Origin of the sequence: Psychrobacter sp. (assembly GCF_049295055.1) — a bacterium.
In the GTDB taxonomy this organism is placed as follows: domain Bacteria; phylum Pseudomonadota; class Gammaproteobacteria; order Pseudomonadales; family Moraxellaceae; genus Psychrobacter.
Genome location: NZ_JBAQQF010000038.1, coordinates 18,934 through 38,866 on the forward strand (window position 1 = coordinate 18,934; position 19,933 = coordinate 38,866).

Consider the following 19,933-nt stretch of genomic DNA (forward strand, 5'->3'; position numbering starts at 1 on the left):
TTTGCGCGTATAATTTTTGCTTGTTGGTATGCTTTAAGATTGCAATTGATAGAGTTTGATAATAGGTAACAGCCACAAATGATGAATAGCTTGCGACGACACTCTTTATCACTTCATGCTTGGGGCGCCGTCCTTATCATCGCTATCCTATGCTTTATGTCAGCGATAGGCAGTGGTACGTTGGCTTGGGTCGCAAAGTCAGATGCTGAGGCTATTAATACGGCAGGCTCGATACGTATGGCAGCCTATCGTATGAGTTTTCAGCTCGCGACGGATTTTTCTGATGACAATCCTTTTAGTTCAAGTTTAAATATTCGGCAAGACAGCCTTAATCTTACTCATGACAAGCAAGTTAAAAAACAGGGTAAACTAGATTTTTCTAATAAAAATACCGCTGAAAAGATTGATATCCTTATTGAAGATATGGAAATTCGGCTAGAAGAATTACAGGAGTATCAATTAACAAGTGCTAACAGAAGTGCGCCCATTAGTAATCAACTTAATCAGATAAAACTTCAATGGTTTCAGGATTTAAAGCCTGCATTATTAGGACAAGATAAGCAGGAGTTTTATAGCGTTTCAGTCAAATATATTGATGATGTTAATCGCTTTGTTAGCGAGCTGCAGTACAGGAACGAGCAGCGCCAGACATGGCAGCAAAACTTGCAAATATTATCATTGATATTAACCATCGTTATTATGCTGGTTGGCATTCGACGACTGCATCAAGCAGTGCTAATGCCTATTCATCAACTTATTAGAGCCAACAATCAATTTAAAAGAGGCCAGTACGATACCAGAGTGTCTATAACGGGTTATAGAGAATTTGAAGTGCTGGGCAATTCTTTTAATGAGATGGCAAGTACGATTGAGACGTATCAGCGCTCACTTGAAAGTGAGGTGCAGATAAAAACCCAACATCTGACAAAAGCCAACCACGTGCTGTCGCTGTTTTATGACTTTTCCAAATCTATTACCACCAACCAAGTCAGCTTATATCGTCTCGATAAATTAGTTGCTGATTTCAGCAAGACCTTACCGCATTTAGAATTTACCTTGTGTATACAGAATAAATATATCACCAATAAAAATGCCATCGTTTTACATGGCGCAAAAATGAAGGAGCTGTGCAAAAAGCTTAATTGTGATAACTGTGAGATTAAAAATGGTGAACACACTAAGTCTTACGCCATTACTCATCAACAAGAAGAGTTTGGTGAATTACGCGTCAGTCCAAAGTCTATGCTAATGATGAATCGCTCTGTTATCTCTGATGATGATGATGATGATGATGCTTATGAGGATGAGGATGAGGATGAGGATGAGGATGAGGATAGTAGCGAGATACCGGCATCACAGCGTATCAATATGATAGAGACAGGAATGGGGATGGGTGGTATTTCCTCGTTTTCGAGTGCTGAATTGGACGCTCAAAATGACGAGTTAATCGTTGCTTTGACCAGTTTAATCAGTGCAGCGTTATCGCTGCGCAAACAAAGACAGCAAGAGCATCAGCTTATCTTGTTTGAAGAGCGCTCGACTATTGCTAGAGAGTTACATGATTCTTTAGCGCAGTCGTTGTCTTATCTGAAGATTCAAGTCAGCGTCTTAGAAAGGCATCTTAAAAAGACGCTCAGTGAGTCAGATGAATCACCTATCTATCAGAACATCGAACAGATAAAGGTAGGGCTGGCTTCGGCTTATCATCAGTTAAGAGATTTATTAGTGACCTTTCGTTTGACGATTGATAACAACAATTTTGATGAAGCCTTGCATGAAGCTGCCAATGAATTTGCTTTAAAAGGCAGTTTTAATGTGACAGTCCACAACCGTATTATGACGCTGAATTTAAGTGCCACCGAGCAGATAGATTTGATTCAAATTGCCAGAGAAGCGCTATCAAATATCAGCCGCCATGCCAAAGCGCAAAACGTAGAGATTCATCTTGGTTATGAGGACGGTGATAAACATATCGTGATGCGTATTATTGATGATGGGGTTGGGATGTCAATGCTAGGCAGTGTCGATCAGACACAGCATCATGGTTTGATGATTATGAAAGAGCGCGCTCATAATATCGACGGTGAGTTAATCGTTACTGATAACCAACCACGCGGCACTATTATAACGGTCAGATTTGAGCCTAATTTCTTTGATAAAGATAGCAATAAAGACGCTTATTTATAATCGAAGAAAATAATAGCTTTGAGTAATTAGCTTGTTGTTTTTGAATGTATCGTTTTTGAGTAGTGAAACTCTTGTACCATTTTATTAATTTGTGAGTATGTTATGAGTACTAAAGTTTATACCAGCACGTCGCCAGCTAGGCTATTATTGGTGGATGACCATCCTATGTTACGTCGAGGCATATTCGAATTATTAAGTCTTGAGGATGATGTCAAAGTCGTTGGTGAAGCCAGTAACGGTCAAGAGGCGCTAGTATTTTTAGAAAATAATGAAGTAGATTTGGTGATACTTGACCATAAAATGCCAGTACTCACTGGTATTGAAACGTTAAGAGAAATCAAAGCCAGAAATATCAGTACCAAGACAGTTTTATTCACGGTTTCTGATAGTGGTGAAGACGTACAAGAGGCTTTAAAATTAGGCGTTGACGGTTATCTGTTAAAAGATATGGAGCCTGAGTTGATTATTATTGATATCAGAAAAATATTAAGAGGCGAGCTGGTTATTAGTCCAAATCTGGCATCTATATTGGCACAAACGCTACGCACACCCAGTATTGAAGATATCGCCAGCAATCTGACCACCCGAGAGCGACAAGTGATTCAAATGATCGCTGAAGGGCTCAGTAATAAGATGATTGCCAATAGTTTGGATATTGCCGAATCGACAGTGAAAGTGCACGTGAAGCATATCCTTAATAAAACGGGTCTACGGACGCGTGTCGAAGCAGCGGTTTGGACGGTCAACCATTTGTCTAAGTAGCTGTTATCTAAATAGCTATCTCTTAAAATAACCCTCGTTAAAATAAAAGTACTGATATTGTTCATTAAAAACCCCACTTAACTTTTGCTAAGTGGGTTTTTAGATTTAGAAAGACATACAGGCAATCTGCATTTTAATTTTAATTTTAACTTTCTGCAGCAATCTGCCGATCGACGGATGACATTTTATAATCATCTCCAAAGGCATCTTCAGGCTCTTCTAGCCAGAAATAGCAGACAATCCACGCAATCAATGCGCCAACAGCGATAATATAGAAGAACTGATTGGGCTCAACAAAGGTATAAATGAATAAGTAGAATACCGCCCCAACGTTACCATAAGCGCCTGTCATTCCTGATATCTGACCGGTTAGACGACGTTTAATTGAAGGGATAATGCCAAAGGTTGCGCCTTCTGCGCCCTGCACAAACACTGAGCATAAAATGGTAAATACCACGGCGATAAACAGCGGCCATTCGGCATTCAGCAAGCCCATCAGCACAAAGCCAATACCGATACCAAACATATAAACCAACATCACCAGACGACGATTACCGACTTTATCAGAGATGTAACCGCCAAGTGGACGCGCCCATAAATTCACAAATGCAAATGTTGACGCAATCAAACCTGCTGCCGTCGGATCTAGTTTCCAAGTCGCGGCAAAGAACATTGGTAGCATGGAAACCACCGCTAGCTCTGCGCCGAAGTTGGCAAAATAGCTCACATTAAGCGCAGCGACGGATTTAAAGGGGTATTTATCGTCTTCTGGAATACCGGCTTTAATGATAGGTAAATTGACACTGATAGCTTTATAGATTTGATAAACAACCATCAATATAATTGCGCTATAGCAAACGATAGCGCCTGTCATACTTAAGAAATTCATCGCTTGCGTACGATAAACCAGCAATCCCAATACGCCATATAAAGGAACAATAAACAGGCAGTATAACCACAAGTCTTTCCAAGTAGATACTTCTAAAGCGCCTGATTTCCGTGCTTTTTTATGGGTACCAACTTCTGGTCCGTCAGTGATTAAAAACCAATAAGCCACGCCGTATATAGCTAACAGCAAACCAGATAGGGCAATTGCCCAGCGCCAACCATCGTCACCACCAAAAAACTGTAAGGCTACAGTAGGTATGGTAATGGCGGCGGCAGCCGAACCAAAGTTTCCCCAACCTGCATAGAAGCCTTCGGCAAAGCCAATATCTTTTGGCTTAAACCATAAGGCGGTCATATGGATACCGACGACGAAACCGGCGCCAACGATAGACATAAATAACCGCGCGACAAAGAGCTGCATGGCAGAGTCACCAAAAGCGAAGAACCAAGTCGGTATCGCCATCACTACCATGAGTATGGAAAAAACGCGCCGAGGACCAAAACGGTCCAAAGCCATACCAACAATCACGCGACCAGGAATGGTCAGAGCGACGTTGGCAATTAAGAATAACTTAATATGATCAGGGGTTAAATAGCTCTCGGTCTGTAGCATCGACGTTGCGAGCGGCGCCATATTGAACCAGACATAAAAGGTGAGAAAAAAAGCGATCCACGTATAGTGAAGTGCCCTTATATCACGGCGTTCAAGCTCAAGTAACTCTTTTGCATGCATAATAATGTCCCCATTATAAATTCTGATGCTGATAATGGGCACAAGATAGCAATACGGGAGCTACATAACTATTGAGCGAAAGCAGTATAAGTACGCCTTTCACTACTACTTAATAGGGAGTAAAGCGCGACTTTACAGTTTTCTTTATTATCTATCGCCGAAAATATGAGAGTGGCAAAACGTTTTAAAAGATGTTATTTTATACAAACGATAATTATTATCATTAACGTTTTGCCTTTATTTATAAGATCTTCTGTTTTAAGAAAGGTAAAGAGAAAATTTACTAAAATAAATAACACTAGGATTAGCAGATTTAATCTAAATCAATCAATCAAGGAGCCATCATGAGTGACGCTACTAATACAAACCCAGTCGTTCCAAGCCATTGGAAAATAAAACGTTCGACTCATTTCTTTACTAAAGATAAAGTCCCTAACGCCTTACTAACCCATCACAATACGGCGGAAGGTGTATACGGGCAAATATGTGTCATGCAAGGCACGGTGACTTTTTATGGTTTTGCTGATGAAGCGGCGACTGAACCAGAAAAAACGATTGTTATCGAAGCAGGGCAGTTTGCTGTCAGCCCACCTCAGTATTGGCACCGTGTAGAGTTAAGTGATGATGCCCAATTCAATATCAATTTTTGGACAGAAGGCGATACCGGTAATAAGTCCATGTTCAATAGCTCAACGATACATACCAAACCTATTGAGAAGTTATTTGATAAACCAGATGAATCATAATCTGTGTTTATTGTTTAAATAAAATTTTGATTTTTAAGTATTCATTGGCAAAAAAGCTACCTCAATAGGTGGCTTTTTCGCCAATAGTGAACGCTGGAGTTTATAGGAATGATAATAATAAATAGAAATGATCCTTAACATTCATATTAAATGAATGTTATAATATTTCCAGTTTGATGCTAAATGTAAATTATCGTCAAATGAATTTAACCAATGGACCGATAAAAACTGCTTATCTGGCATATCCTCAATCCCAGTGTTAGTATGCAGAGGATTTTTTAAGCGATCATTAATGAACTTATGTCAGACTTAATCATTGTTGTTAGTTTTTGGAAGCGTCATTACGCTTATACATATTTATTATAAGTACATCTTTATGGTGTTCAATATATCTAGCTAATAGGAGCAAGATATGGGCGAGTACAAGAAGTATTGGTTGGGCTTAATTGCCGTCCTCCTCGTAACCTTTACCTTTTTAGGTTGGGGCGGCGTGGAAATTTATCGTACCGCACCCCCTATACCTGATCAGTATATCGATACTGATGGGAAAGTTTTAATCACAGAAGAAGATATCTTAGACGGTCAGTCCGCGTGGCAGCGTACTGGTGGTCAGCAGCTTGGTTCTGTGCTGGGTCATGGCGCTTATCAAGCCCCCGACTGGACAGCGGATTGGTTACACAGAGAGCTTGTCGCATGGTTAGATATCAGAGCAGAAGAGCTATATGGACGTGATTTTGCTGCTGCTACCGACGATCAAAAAGCGGTACTAAATGCACAGCTGAAGAAAGAATATCGTGGTAGTGCTGTCAATGATAAAGACCAAGTGGTGTTATCTGATACTCGGATCGCCGCGATGAACGCGATTGCACCGTATTATATCGGCTTGTATGGTAATGAGCCTTCATTGCAAAAGTCTCGTGAGAACTTTGCCATGAAGAACAACACTTTGCCAAATCTTGAGGACAGACAAAAGCTAACTAATTTCTTCTTTTGGACCACTTGGATGGCGTCTACTAACCGTCCTGGTACTGATGCAACGTATACTAATAACTGGCCGCATGAGCCGCTTATTGATAACGTTCCGACATCAGAAAATATCATGTGGTCTATCGCCAGTGTGGTGTTTTTAATCGCTGGCGTCGGTTTTCTGATTTGGGGTTGGTCTTTCTTACGTAAAGAAGAAGACGTGAAGCAAGTAACACCAGATGTTGATCCACTAACCAAAATTGCGTTAACGCCTTCGCAAAAAGCGTTAGCAAAATATGGCGTTTTAGTCGTCGCATTGTTCGTCTTTCAGGTATTTATTGGCGGCTTTGTTGCGCATTATACCGTCGAAGGACAAGAGTTTTATGGTATTCCCGTTGCTGATTTCTTCCCTTATGCACTCGTACGTACGTGGCATATTCAGGCAGCGTTATTTTGGATTGCCACCGCATTCTTAACAGCAGGATTGTTCTTGACGCCATTTATCAATGGCGGTAAAGATCCTAAATATCAAAAATTGGGCGTTGATATACTGTGGTTTGCGCTCATTATCGTGGTTGTTGGTTCATTTATTAGCCAATACTTTGCCATTGCCGGTATCATGCCAGCAAAATACAACTTCTGGTTTGGTCATCAAGGCTATGAATATATTGACCTTGGTCGATTCTGGCAGATTTTAAAATGGATCGGTATTCTATTTTGGTTGGTATTGATGACCCGTGGTTGTTTACCGGCATTTAAACAAGAAGGTGATAAAAACTTATTAGCGATATTCTTTGCCTCTGTGGTTTGCGTCGGTTTATTCTACGGTGCAGGCTTGTTCTATGGTGAGCGTACGCATTTAACCATCATGGAATACTGGCGCTGGTGGGTGGTACATTTATGGGTAGAGGGCTTCTTTGAAGTATTTGCTACCGTATCGCTTGCTTTCATTTTCTATAATCTAGGATTGGTGAATAAAAAAATCGCGACTGGTTCAGCCATTGCTTCTGCCGCACTATTTATGCTCGGCGGTGTACCCGGTACTTTCCATCATCTGTATTACTCTGGTACCACCACTCCAGTGATGGCAATCGGTGCCTCATTTAGCGCGCTAGAAGTGGTGCCATTAGTGGTATTAGGCTATGAAGGTTATGAGCATTGGTCGCTGCAACGCCAAGCGCCATGGATGAACAAACTTAAATGGCCTATCATGTGCTTCGTTGCCGTTGCATTCTGGAATATGTTAGGTGCTGGTGTGCTTGGCTTTATGATTAACCCGCCTGTGTCATTATTCTATTTGCAAGGGTTAAATACGACGGCCGCTCACTCTCATGCTGCATTATTCGGGGTGTATGGCTTCTTAGCGATTGGTTTTATCTTACTGGTCATGCGTTATATTCGTCCAGATTATATCTTTAGTGAAAAACTCATTAAAACCGGCTTTTGGGCGCTAAATATAGGCTTAGTATTGATGCTTGCGACCAGTTTATTACCTATTGGTATTTACCAAGCGTACGCTTCAATGACTGAAGGTCTATGGTATGCTCGTAGTGAAGGCTTCTTACAACAGGACTTCTTGCAAACACTACGCTGGATTCGTACCTTTGCTGATGTCATCTTTATCGTTGGTGCAGTATGTGTGGCTTTACAGGTAGTAAAATTTGCTTTTGCAAAGCCATCACATTCAAACTACCAACCTGATAATCCTGTGAATGATTAATAAAATGTGAATCAATAGAATCTAAATAGAACACAGTAAAAACAAAAAGCTCTGCTAAATGCGGGGCTTTTTTATTGGTTAATTAATATTTTTTCTATTAAAAGTATTCTATAGTCAGTCCTAAATAAAAGAAATACACACATTATAAGGTGCTACTGGTATTAATTTTGCTTGCTATATCTACGCAGACAGAGGCTGCGAATAATTCATCCCAGCAGCACTGTATTCTTTTAAAAGTGGATACACTAGATTATTTAGTCTTTTGAGCATTTATATCTGTTTAGAAAACAACGTCGATCACCTCATTCAATGTCGCTAGAATAATCTATATTTATTATTTATTTTATACAGCCATGCTATTCTTATTTTATCGCTCACAGGCTAAAGGAGATGACCATGTTCCGTTATTTAGGGTTACATTATTTAGGCGTTTTACTTTTGCTATCGATAATGCTGTTATCCCTGGCTGAGGCTAGTACTAAAGATAACAATGATACTAGCAACAAGACTAATAAGGTTGTGCTACCGAAGTGGCTCATTGTTGAATTGGTAGAAAAACGCTGCTCTTCACCAGAGCCTAATCCCAAAGTAAGTCCTGATCTTGAGTATGACTGTTCGGACAAGTATGAAGACGCAGATAGTGAAGAACAAAGCATGGGTTATAGTCTGCGCTTATTACCATTGATAAAAGAGGATTTTAATCGTGATGGCGTTGAAGATATAGCTTTAGAAGTCGAATCTATGGGTCCATTGGGAGGGAGTGTTTATTTCAATAGTACGATTTATTATCTGCTATTAAATAAGAACAAAAGCATCATTAGTGAGTATGAGATATTGCTATATGCTCCCTTTAGTGAGCATATCGTTGAGTACGATGTGAAGGGCAAACAAATTTATTATAGCGCAGTGCCTAACTATCGCTCGCATCCTGAAGCATATGAGGATGGTAAGCTGCTAGAGCCTTCACTTGAGTTTACGGTGAATTGGGAAAAGGGCAGTCCTGTTAGTAGTTATTATAGGGATAATTGCCGCCTATCTCGTATCAAAGATAAAAGCTTGTTAGACCTTAGTCTTGGCGGGACGAGTCATAAAGATATCGATATGCATGAATATACCCAAGTGATCACTGAATCCATTCAGGCAAATAGGCTAAGTATTGAAGCGACGTTATCGGGGTGCGACTTAAGTAGTGTTTCATACAATATTAATCCACAACAAGGCAAGTCATTACCCGTATTTTCAGAAGTTTTAAAGACGCTCATACCTCTAGCGCATCATACTAAGCAGCTGAAAACATTACAAACGTTAGAAAAACGCTCGTCGCTAAAATTTGCTGAGATAATACCCTTATATAGCGGCTGGCAAGCCATCGTTCGCGTTAATAGAGAGGATAAAATACCGAATATTCGTATTATAATTGAACAAACTGAATAGGTTAGTCTCTTAAAAAAACTCGATATAGTCAGTTCAATGTAAAAACGATACAGCGGGACTGGGATGAATTTTTTGCAGCCTCTGTCGGCGTAGGCACAGCAAGCTAGAAAAAATCATCCCAGTCTCGCATTATAAAATCACGTATCTATTTTATTTGATATTAACTATATGAAAGTCTTATAAAAGCCTTTATTTGATGACATTTTTGATTATTGAATAACAAAGAAAAACCCAGTTAAGAATTTCTTAGCTGGGTTTATTGTTCGTCAGTTATTAAGCTTTCAAGCTATGCTTAAATATCTGTTAGACATTTTTACCGTGTTGCTTTTGCTGAATATCTTTTGCTAAGTTATAGCATTCATTGATATGGTCAGTCGCAATCTTCTTAAAAATCATATAGCCCATTGTACCTGCGACCAGTTGACCACCAAGCGGGATAAACTTGGTGACTTGCTTGGCAGCGATACGACCACCAAAGCCTTGAACGGTCTTTTTGACGATACCACGGGTTGCCATTAAACCGGCAAAATCAATCGTACGGTCTTTTAAAGCACTCCAATGAATAGCACGTGACTCTAAATCTACAGCAGCCTTACGGTCTTCGAGCAAACCAAAGCGCTCACTAATTTCAGGTAGCAGCATCGTCAGCATACTAGCATCGACTGCCACATCAAAAAACGGTACAGGAACGATGGCAACACCAGCAGAGACTCTAGCGCGTCTTTTGACCATAGCGAGACATTCTTTTTTGACTTGCTCAAGGTCTAAATTTGGATCAATCGTATTGGGTAGTTTTTCAGCAGCGGGAGTGGTTTTCATAAAGTGTCCTATCCTTAAGGTAAAGGTAATTAAAAAAAATATTTAAAAGAAAAAATAATTAAAAGAAAAACAGTGAACAATAAAGCATCAAATATTAAATTAGATGGCAAGCATCTGATGTGCTTATAAAATGTTTACTATTTTATGGATTTATAAGCGCCATACAATCATTGCTTTGTAGCAAAATGCAGAAAAATAGGGGTAATCTGCACCGTTTTTGTAAATGACGCTATATGCTTAAATGACGCTATAAGTTACGTGATGATGCGTGTATAAGCAATCTTTAACCCTGCACCGACAGGCTAAAAACTATCATTAAATTACCATTGTGACCACCTGCCAAAGCCAGTAGAATACCGACATGTTAAATTTAACCCCCCGTTATACCAGCACTCGCATCGACGAGTTGCCCGCCGCATTGCAACCACTTGCCGCCCAATCATTAACCCTTGCTCGGCTATATGCTGGGCGCGGTATCACTGAGCCTGACGAACTTGAAACTCAGTTATCAGGTTTGTTAGCTGCTGAAGGCTTGCATGGCGTTACTGAGGCTATACGCTTACTCGATATCGCCATTGATGAGGGTCAGCGCATCCTTATCGTTGGCGACTTTGACTGCGATGGCGCGACTAGTACTGCACTCATGATGCGCGCGCTGACCGCCATGGGTGCGAAAGTTGATTTTCTGGTGCCTGACCGCTTTAAATACGGTTATGGTTTGACGCCAGAGATTGTCGAATTGGGTATTGAAACTTATCAGCCGCAAATGATCGTCACGGTCGATAATGGTATCTCAAGCCATGAAGGCGTGGCGCGTGCGCAGGCCGACGGCATTACCGTTATTATCACTGACCATCATCTGACGACTAAAGAGACTCCACCTGCTGAAGCGGTGGTCAATCCCAACCAGCTTGATTGCAACTTTGCTAGTAAAGCCTTGGTGGGCGTTGGGGTGGCGTTTTATGTGCTTGGGCGATTGGCAAAACTGCGCCGTGAAGCGGGAAAATCGACCGTACAAGTGAGCCAGTATTTGGATTTAGTGGCACTTGGGACGATTGCTGATGTTGGCGTGCTTGATAAAAACAATCGCATTTTAGTCCATCATGGGCTGAACGCCATTCGTCAAGGACGTGGATCTTTGGGGATATTGGCGTTACTAGAGCAAGCAGGTCGTGATCCCAAAAAGCTACAGGCGCAAGACTTTGGCTTTGTCTTAGGTCCACGTATCAATGCCGCTGGTCGTATGGATAATATGCGCATCGGTATCGAGTGTTTACTAGCGGATGACTGGCAGACAGCGCAACGATTGGCACAAGAGCTTGAGCAGCTAAACCGTACTCGTCGTCAGGTAGAAGGCGAGATGCGCTCGCAAGCGGATAGCATCGTCCAAGCATTAGCTGATGCTGATACTGATATTGATATTGATATTGACGAGAGCGATAATATTATTGTTCAGCATAAAACTGAGAAACAGGCTGCTAATAATCCCAACCGTAGCATTGTGTTATACCAAGATGACTGGCATCAAGGGGTTATCGGTATCGTCGCAGGACGTTTAAAAGAAAGCCATTATCTGCCTAGCATTGTCTTTGCGCCAGCGAATACTGAGCGCACGGGTGATGATGATGCTATCAAAGGTTCAGCGCGCTCTATCGCTGGCGTGCATATTCGTGATGCGATTGAGCAAGTTGCCGAACGTTATCCTGACTTAATCAGCCATTTTGGTGGTCATGCAATGGCAGCAGGGTTGACATTGAAACGTGGTAATTTTAATGGCTTTGTCGCAGCTTTTAATGAGGTGCTGGCACAGATGGATGATGAGGTTTTCGCTGAGCAGAAATTCACCGACGGTGCTTTGCAAGCGAGCGACTTTAGCTTATGGTTCGCTGAGCATTTGGCTGATGCCAGTATTTGGGGGCATGGATTTGCGCCGCCGATATTTGATGGCGTATTTGAAGTCTTAAACTTTAAAATACTAAAAGATAAGCATCTTAAATTGTCTTTACGTTATCCCGATGTGCAATATCCGATTGAGGCCATTCAATTTAACTTTGATAGCAGTGCTTGGGATTACCGCGCCGAAAAAGTGCATATCTTATTTGAGCTGGATATCAATGAGTGGAATGGCAAACAAAGCTTGCAGCTTATGGTCAAGGATTTGGCAGTAGTTAGTTAAAAATAGTTAGTAGCATGATTGATTTAAAAAAGGCATTAATCTTACTGGTTAATGCCTTTTTATTTATGCTTTAAACTCTTTGAGGTTATCAAAGAGAACGTTTCTTCATCAGACTAATATCTGGGAAGTGCCAGTCATAGCGTACTGCCATCATACGAATCGCAAAAATAGTCATCATTGTTGACGCTTCCTTTATCCAAGGCGTAATAGCCATGCCTTCCATGACAAAATATAATATCCCGCCGATAATCGCTGCGGTCACATAAATCTCGCGTTGTAGTACTAATGGAATCTCGTTACATAGCATGTCACGAATGACGCCACCGAACAAAATATTCAATACTCCAAGCAAGATACATATAGGAATATTCGCGCCCATTTCTTGTGCCACTTGGATACCAATTAAGGTGAAAATTGCTAGTGCCAAGCCATCAAAGAGCTTTAATAAACCATCTACATGGCGCGCCTTTGGGTTGCAAAAAACCTGAAAGCCAACTGAGGTGATGGTAATAATCAGCAGATAGTTCATATTGACCATCCAAAATAGCGGATAGCGATCAAGAATAATGTCACGCGCGGTAGGACCGCTAATGGCTGCAATCATAGCTACCAAAATACAGCCGAACACATCAAAGTTTTTATGCTTCGCTAAAATCGTCCCTGAGACGCTACAAGCAAAAATGCCAAACATCTCAAGCCAAAACATAAAGGAGGTTGGCTCAAATCGCGTGACAAACTCAGGTGTGAGAGAAAGTGGATTCTGTGTTACGGCGTTAACAGCTGGTCCAACCGAGGCAACAATGCTAGAGGTTGCGGTCACGCTCAAGGGCGCGGCGAACAATAGATCAAAAGGTTGACCAAATAAAGTCATACAGCAGGCATTCAGCCAGGCATAGACATTGATGCTAATAAGACTGATCATAGATAATCACATAAAAAGCTGGCTTGGTTCGCTAATAGGTTGATTACCTATCAGCTTGGCAAGCGAATGAAGGGAAGATGATAATTATAATTAAAAAATATAGCGAAATAGCGGGACACATAAGAGGATGTATAATAGGCAGGCTATTGTCTTAACCATCTTTTGCAAATAGTACCAGCCCTAGTATAATCAGCCCGATACCGACCAATCCCAATGCTGAGGGTATCGCATTATTTAGCAGTAATATACCGCCAATTAACGCAAATATCACCTCGCTGGCTTGGGTAGAATCTACCCCAGCCACTTCACTTGAGGTCACTGCTTGCTCACGCGCATATAAAAATATACTCGTCGCTGCAACGCCTGCTAATAAAGCCACCAGTAAGGTATTGAATAGCTGCGTAGGCGCCGGTTGCTCAGGACGTATTATTAAGCCTAATAGTAACCAAAAGGGCAAACTACCAAGGGTCATTAGCCATATTTTGTTAAAGGCGTTTTGTAGTAAGGTCGTCTCAATAGCAGGAATGCGAGCGATGAGGTTTTGTAAGGCGGAGGTTGGTTGGACAGTAGCCATGGCCATGGTCATGGTCATGGTCGTGCTATTTTCACTTACGATGTTGTTTGGCACATCATTAGAATATGTATCTACAGATTGTGTGGCAACAGAGAGCACTGGCGCTTCGGTAATGAGTTGTTGTGTATGCGTGTCGATACCATTTTGATGAGCAGCGCTTTCTCTTGCTTGTTGTCGCTCAGCGGTATATTTGCGAGAGTTGTGAGACACTTGCCAAACCAGCTGATTACCGATCGGATAACTAAAGGCAGCCACCAGTGCAGGCAGAGCGCCATATAGCAACATATCAGCCATTGCAATGCTATTAGTATCGGCTAGAGCAGAAGCACGTAATCCTTCGCTGACGTTGACCAGTACCACGCCAATAAAGACCAATAGTGCATAAAGAATAAACTTTTTATCGAAGTGTTGCCCAAATGCTAATAATACTAATAGACTGGTAACGACGGTAAACATAAAGGTTGCCGCAACGACCCAGCCTGCAACATGGTCGCCAGCATAGCAAATGCCGGTATAAAATATACCAAAACCGATACTGCCAGTGGTACACCAAAATCTCCAATGCTGACGGAAAATGGCGCTCAATTCTTTAATGCGCCCAAAGCCATGCTGCATCGTAATAATGACGGTGATGATTAACCACATAAACAAATAGCGCAGACTCGCTGACCAAAACCAATGACCACCGGCACTACTCATCAGCTCATTTAAGATAAACGTCGAGCTAAAGAACGCACCGGCTAATAAGCCCAATAAAATTAGTTTGACCATCCTTGCGTCCTTGCAATCATACTTTACTTTTGACTGTTTATTATTGATAGCTTATCTTTAGCTATTGGTTTTTTATTCGCGCTTTATTCGCACTTCATTTGCCTTTAGCATCTGCCCAAATAATTTTGTGTAATTGCAATTGAAAACGTACGGGCAGGGCGTCGGCTAGCATCCATTCGGCAAGCTCGCGTGCCAATACCGGCACCTCTGGACTATTATCGTTTACCGTGTCCTCTTGCGCTACATTGAACATCGGTGAAAACCATACTGTATTGACCAATTTATCTAGCTTATATTCGATAAGTTTGGCTTTTGCCCAGTCATAGTCAGTGCGATTCATAATGACAAACTTAAGCTGATCGTGCTGAGTCAGATAATCAAGATTTGACCATAGGTTTTTATCGACTTCGCCTGAGCTTGGGGTTTTAAGATCCATCACTTTACTGACTGCTGACGGGACATTTTCCACCGTTAGTGCACCTGCGGTTTCTAAAGAAATTTCATAACCGCCATTTAGCAAACGCTTCATCAATTCAATGGCATTAGGCTGGGCTAAGGGCTCACCACCAGTTAGACAAATGCGCTTACACGGAAAGCTTGCGATAGTCTCCATGATGGTTTCAAGCGATTGACGCTCGCCACCGCTAAAGGCATATTCGGTATCACAGTACACACAGCGTAGTGGACAGCCAGTTAGACGGACAAATATCGTCGGCAAACCTGAAGTCAGTGCTTCACCTTGCAATGAATAAAAAATCTCGGTCAAACGTAACCCAGCTTCAGGATCAGTGACAGGGATGTTCGAGGTGCGTAAAGATAACTCACTCATAATATTTCAAATACAGTTAGATGCTGATAAGGTAATGAAGCCTTTATCAATCGTAATAAAAAGACGGTTTAATGATATGTGTAGGACTAGGATTAATAAGGCTAAAACAAGAAATGGATTATAACGTAATGTCTGTTATTAAGCTGCTATTAACCTGCCATTAAGCGTTAAAAAAGATGCTTGAGTCACTCCAGCATCTTTTTTATGAAAATAATGAGCGCAATGACTAAAATGGGCGCAATACCTAAAGAATTAGGCTAAACGTAATAACTCATTTACTGATGTTTTAGCACGGGTTTGCGCATCGACTTTTTTCACGATGATAGCAGCATATAAGCTGTGCGTACCATCTTCAGAAGGTAGTGAGCCTGGAACGACAACTGAACCTGCTGGCACGCGGCCACGATGGATTTCACCTGTTTCGCGATCATAAATACGGGTAGATTGACCGATATAAACGCCCATAGAGATGACAGCGCCTTCTTCTACGATAACGCCTTCAACGATTTCAGAGCGCGCACCGATAAAGCAGTTGTCTTCAATGATAGTTGGGTTGGCTTGTAATGGCTCAAGTACGCCGCCGATACCAACGCCACCTGATAAATGGACGTTTTTACCGATTTGGGCACATGAACCAACCGTCGCCCACGTATCTACCATGGCGCCTTGATCGACATAAGCGCCGATATTCACATAAGACGGCATTAATACGGCGCCTGGTGCGATGTATGAGCCTTTACGTGCAACCGCTGGTGGCACAACGCGTATACCTGCCTCTTTAAATTGTGCTTGAGTCCAATCCGCAAACTTAGTCGGTACTTTGTCATAAAACTGCACATGTTCGCCAGCTGCCATGACGTAGTTGTCATTTAAGCGAAACGATAGTAACACCGCTTTTTTCGCCCATTGATTGACCACCCACTCACCATCTTTTTTCTCCGCCACGCGCAAGCTGCCATTATCTAGCTGCTCAAGTACTTGCTCAATGGCATCACGTATATCTTGTGGCATCGTTGCTGGGCTATATTCGTTGCGATTTTCAAAGGCTTGTTCGATAACTTGTTGTAACGACATAGGTTTTCCTAAGGTTGGTGAAGGTAAATAAAATAATGATAATGAGTCTGGTCTGGACTAAAAATGGTTTACTGTATTGTCGCTAATTTAGCAAACACGTAGAACGTAAATATTAGCGTTGTTATTAATCACTTTAAGTATTGTTATTTATCCACTCTAAAGTATCTTGATAAACCTGCTCTTTATTTTGTTCATGTAGCGGTTCATGGCGCATGTGAGGGTAGAGCTGGAGAGATACCTTGCTAAAATGCTGTTTGTCTAAACGACTAGCAATTTTGCGAATGCCACGACCCATATCACCGATCGGATCATTTTCTCCACTGACCAGTAACATTGGGAAATCTTTAGCAATCGTTGTGGCCCAGTTTTTATTTGAACCAGCTTCCATTAGGACAAATAGAGTCATAAAACCATTATTAGTAAATTCAAAGCCGGTCAGTGGATCGGCTTCGTACGCTTCGACAGCGGTAGGGTCTTCATTTAACCATGCAAACGGTGAAGAGGAAATACGATTATTGAGCTTACTGTTGAGCACCTTATTCATCGTATTAGCAAGCAGAGTATTTTGCTTTTTAGGCGCGGCTTTTGCCAATAGTTTATTGACAGGCAATAGCACTTTGGTCAATGGGTTGGCATCCGCTGTACCCATTAGAACGGCGCCCGTAAAGTCTCGCGCATGGTGCTTGAGTACGTTGCGTACAATAAACGAGCCCATTGAGTGACCTATCACAAAGTGTGGAACATTTGGGTGACGAGCTTTTAAGCTATCTGCCATGACGATGACATCTTTTAATAACGATTGTACGGGATGCTCTTCACCAAAAAACCCCAAATCATTGGCGGATTTAATCGTTTGTCCATGACCAAGTTGATCATAAGTCGCAACGGCGATACCATTATCGGCGAGAAATTGAGCAAACTCTGCATAACGACCGCTATGCTCTGCCATGCCATGAACGATCAGCAAGGTAGCAGTAATAGCGGTATCACTATCAATTGGCTCAAAAAAAGTGTGATGTAAATAATGAGTATTGTCAGACGAGGTAATTTGTTCGGTGTTACTCATAAGCGTTTCCTAATGTTAATATTGATTTTGATAAAAGAGATAATAAGAAGGTTAAAGGCGAACATAGTCAAGCCCATGTGGATTTGACTATAGATTATTAATTGCTATTATTGCTTTTTTATTTCATTGGCGCTGATAAATCGTCTTACCTTCTTTGATGGTTGTTACCACGTTAATATCTTTGAGCTTATTAGCCTCTATCGTCAACGGATTGGCATCTAATATAACCAAATCAGCTAGCTTACCTTCAGTTAATGTACCTTTGCTGCCTTCTTCAAAATATTCATAAGCGGCGTTAGTCGTAATGGCTTTGAGTGCTTGATAAGGAGTAGCGCGCTCATCGACACCGATAATTTTGCCTGAGCGCGAGGTACGATTGACCGCTGACCAAACGGTAAATAGCGGATCAACTGGCGTCACAGTATCATCAGAATGGTTGGTATATTTTAACCCCATTTTATCAGCAGTGGCTATCGGGCTTGAAAAATTAGCCCGTTTTTCTCCTAGATTCTTCACATGCACATCACCCCAAAAATAAGTATGATTGGTAAAAAATGACGGTATCATCTTATATCTTTTAAAAGCTTCTAGCTGATCAGGGCGCGCAAACTGGGCATGGATGGGTATGGTACGGCGATCTTTATCAGCAGGTTGACCAGTTTTTTTGACGGCATATTCGTGCGCTTTGATAATCATATCTGTCGCGCCATCACCGTTGTTATGAATAAACAATTGGTTATCACGCTGATAAGCCTTTACAAACATCTCATTAAGCTCATCTTGGCTCACACTAGGCAGTCCGCGACAGTCCTTTTCGCAGTCTGGCACTGGCGTCAAATAAGGCTGACTAAAGTAAGCGGTCTTACCTTGCGGCGAGCCATCGGCAACGATTTTAGTCCCTTGTACTTTAAAGCCGTTTTGGTAAGTCTTCCATACAAAGTCTTTGTCCGCTAAGTTTTCATCTAAATCACTGACACCAGCAAGTGCGACCAAATCGATTTTAAGCTTGCCAGCATCGGCTTGTTTTTGAAAAAACTGAATGGTATTGCGAGCCGTTGAGCCATTGTGCGCAGTCGTCAGACCATTTTTGGCATAATAATCTTGGGTCTGCTCAAAGAACTTAGCTTGATTGGGCTCTAACACTTCTAACATCCGCCGCACAAAGGGATACATAGCGGTTTCTTGGACAAGACCATTCGGCTCGTTAGAACCTTTAATCCGTGCAATATTACCACCATCTGGGTTTTTACTAGCAGCAGTCACTTTCATCGCCGCCAAGCCTTTACTGTTTGCTACGCCCATATGACCACTGGTATGTTGCAGATAGACGGGGTTATTAGGTAATACTTTATCGATGTCTGCTTTGGTTGGGTGACGCTCCTCTGCTAATTGACTCTCGTCATAGCCCCAACCATATATCCATTCACCATCAGCAATATTATTGTCTTGTTTATAGGCTTTTAAGGCTTGTAGCATATCCTCAATACTATCGACCTTGCCGACTGGGGGCGGGTTTAAGTTGACCTGACCCATGGTGTTTGACACCATGTCAAAGTGGCTGTGCGGATCAATAAAGCCTGGTAACAAAGTCTTGCTGTTTAAATTTACTTGCGCTGCGTTCTTATATTTTGATTGGGCAGTATTTAGATCACCAACGTAAGCAATCTTGCCTGCTTGAGTGACCAACGCTTCGACCATCTGCGGCTGGTCACCTTCCATCGTGATAATATTGCCGTTGTAATAAACAGTTGCTGAGTTACTTTTTTGTTGTGTACTTTCTTGTTGTGTACTTGCCTGTTCTGTGGGGGTCTGCAGGGCAGTACAGCCCATCATACTCATCAGTCCAATACTCAGTAAACTCGGCTTAACGATGCTTATAGTCATGGCGCTATCCTTAAAAAGGGTTTAATTGTTATCTTTATATTCTATAGATAGTAATATCTTATAAATGTCTTTATCTTAAAAAAACTATCCCTTATTAAGTAAAGGTTGCTTTTAGATAAATAAGTGCTGTCACCAATTTAACGACAAAGCTTTGAGGGGTCAATGCTATTTATGATTTTATCGTCAGCAGACAATAGATAAACCTCAAGTTTTCTTAAGTTATTTTTTAACTTCTATTAAAGTTTGGTAGAGTGCTATAGTCAGGCTGCTTTAAAAGTGATACAGCGTGACTGGTATTTATTTTTTGCAGCCTCTGTCAGCGTAGACACAGCAAGCAATAAAAATTCATATCAGTTACGCGGCACTACAATACGTATCTTTT

Annotated in this window: 14 protein-coding genes; 6 read left to right on the forward strand and 8 right to left on the reverse strand. The window is 41.5% G+C overall.

Features of this window, described 5'->3' with window-relative positions; all coding sequences use genetic code 11:
* Positions 1-78 precede the first annotated feature (78 nt).
* A complete protein-coding gene (locus tag WAZ74_RS05430) occupies positions 79-2,187 on the forward strand; it encodes a histidine kinase (RefSeq protein WP_422306594.1) in 2,109 nt (702 codons plus the stop codon).
* A 102-nt stretch (positions 2,188-2,289) separates the two neighbouring features.
* Positions 2,290-2,949, forward strand: coding sequence for a two-component system response regulator NarL (gene narL, locus WAZ74_RS05435; protein ID WP_422306596.1), 660 nt, complete (start codon positions 2,290-2,292; stop codon positions 2,947-2,949).
* Positions 2,950-3,094: 145 nt separating this feature from the next.
* On the opposite strand, the gene WAZ74_RS05440 is transcribed toward narL, so the two are convergent.
* On the reverse strand, positions 3,095-4,570 hold the full coding sequence (locus WAZ74_RS05440; RefSeq protein WP_422306598.1) for an MFS transporter: 1,476 nt from the start codon (positions 4,568-4,570) through the stop codon (positions 3,095-3,097).
* Positions 4,571-4,914: 344 nt separating this feature from the next.
* Here WAZ74_RS05440 and WAZ74_RS05445 point away from each other — a divergent pair, with 344 nt between their 5' ends.
* From WAZ74_RS05445 to WAZ74_RS05455, 3 genes are all read left to right on the forward strand, one after another.
* Complete coding sequence (locus tag WAZ74_RS05445; RefSeq protein WP_422306600.1) at positions 4,915-5,316, forward strand: DUF1971 domain-containing protein; 402 nt, start codon at positions 4,915-4,917, stop codon at positions 5,314-5,316.
* Between the two features lie 412 nt (positions 5,317-5,728).
* On the forward strand, positions 5,729-8,002 hold the full coding sequence (locus WAZ74_RS05450) for a nitric-oxide reductase large subunit (RefSeq protein ID WP_422306602.1): 2,274 nt from the start codon (positions 5,729-5,731) through the stop codon (positions 8,000-8,002).
* 396 nt (positions 8,003-8,398) lie between these two features.
* Positions 8,399-9,436: a hypothetical protein gene (locus WAZ74_RS05455; protein ID WP_422306604.1), complete on the forward strand. Its 1,038-nt coding sequence runs from the start codon at positions 8,399-8,401 to the stop codon at positions 9,434-9,436.
* Positions 9,437-9,739: 303 nt separating this feature from the next.
* On the opposite strand, the gene WAZ74_RS05460 is transcribed toward WAZ74_RS05455, so the two are convergent.
* On the reverse strand, positions 9,740-10,255 hold the full coding sequence (locus WAZ74_RS05460; RefSeq protein WP_422306606.1) for a hypothetical protein: 516 nt from the start codon (positions 10,253-10,255) through the stop codon (positions 9,740-9,742).
* A gap of 361 nt (positions 10,256-10,616) precedes the next feature.
* Here WAZ74_RS05460 and recJ point away from each other — a divergent pair, with 361 nt between their 5' ends.
* Positions 10,617-12,431 (forward strand): single-stranded-DNA-specific exonuclease RecJ, encoded by a 1,815-nt coding sequence (gene recJ, locus WAZ74_RS05465; RefSeq protein WP_422306608.1) that lies wholly within the window; start codon positions 10,617-10,619, stop codon positions 12,429-12,431.
* 88 nt (positions 12,432-12,519) lie between these two features.
* Here the strand turns inward: recJ and WAZ74_RS05470 are convergent, their stop codons facing one another.
* The 6 genes from WAZ74_RS05470 to WAZ74_RS05495 form a co-directional block, all read right to left on the reverse strand.
* Positions 12,520-13,353 (reverse strand): trimeric intracellular cation channel family protein, encoded by an 834-nt coding sequence (locus tag WAZ74_RS05470; protein WP_422306610.1) that lies wholly within the window; start codon positions 13,351-13,353, stop codon positions 12,520-12,522.
* A gap of 151 nt (positions 13,354-13,504) precedes the next feature.
* Entirely contained in the window at positions 13,505-14,698 is a 1,194-nt protein-coding gene (locus WAZ74_RS05475) for a multidrug resistance efflux transporter family protein (protein ID WP_422306612.1), read from the reverse strand.
* Between the two features lie 94 nt (positions 14,699-14,792).
* Entirely contained in the window at positions 14,793-15,527 is a 735-nt protein-coding gene (gene queE, locus WAZ74_RS05480) for a 7-carboxy-7-deazaguanine synthase QueE (RefSeq protein WP_422306614.1), read from the reverse strand.
* 252 nt (positions 15,528-15,779) lie between these two features.
* Positions 15,780-16,601: a 2,3,4,5-tetrahydropyridine-2,6-dicarboxylate N-succinyltransferase gene (dapD, locus tag WAZ74_RS05485; protein ID WP_422306616.1), complete on the reverse strand. Its 822-nt coding sequence runs from the start codon at positions 16,599-16,601 to the stop codon at positions 15,780-15,782.
* A gap of 133 nt (positions 16,602-16,734) precedes the next feature.
* On the reverse strand, positions 16,735-17,667 hold the full coding sequence (locus WAZ74_RS05490; protein ID WP_422306618.1) for an alpha/beta hydrolase: 933 nt from the start codon (positions 17,665-17,667) through the stop codon (positions 16,735-16,737).
* 123 nt (positions 17,668-17,790) lie between these two features.
* Positions 17,791-19,551, reverse strand: coding sequence for an amidohydrolase (locus tag WAZ74_RS05495; RefSeq protein ID WP_422306620.1), 1,761 nt, complete (start codon positions 19,549-19,551; stop codon positions 17,791-17,793).
* Positions 19,552-19,933: the final 382 nt, after the last annotated feature.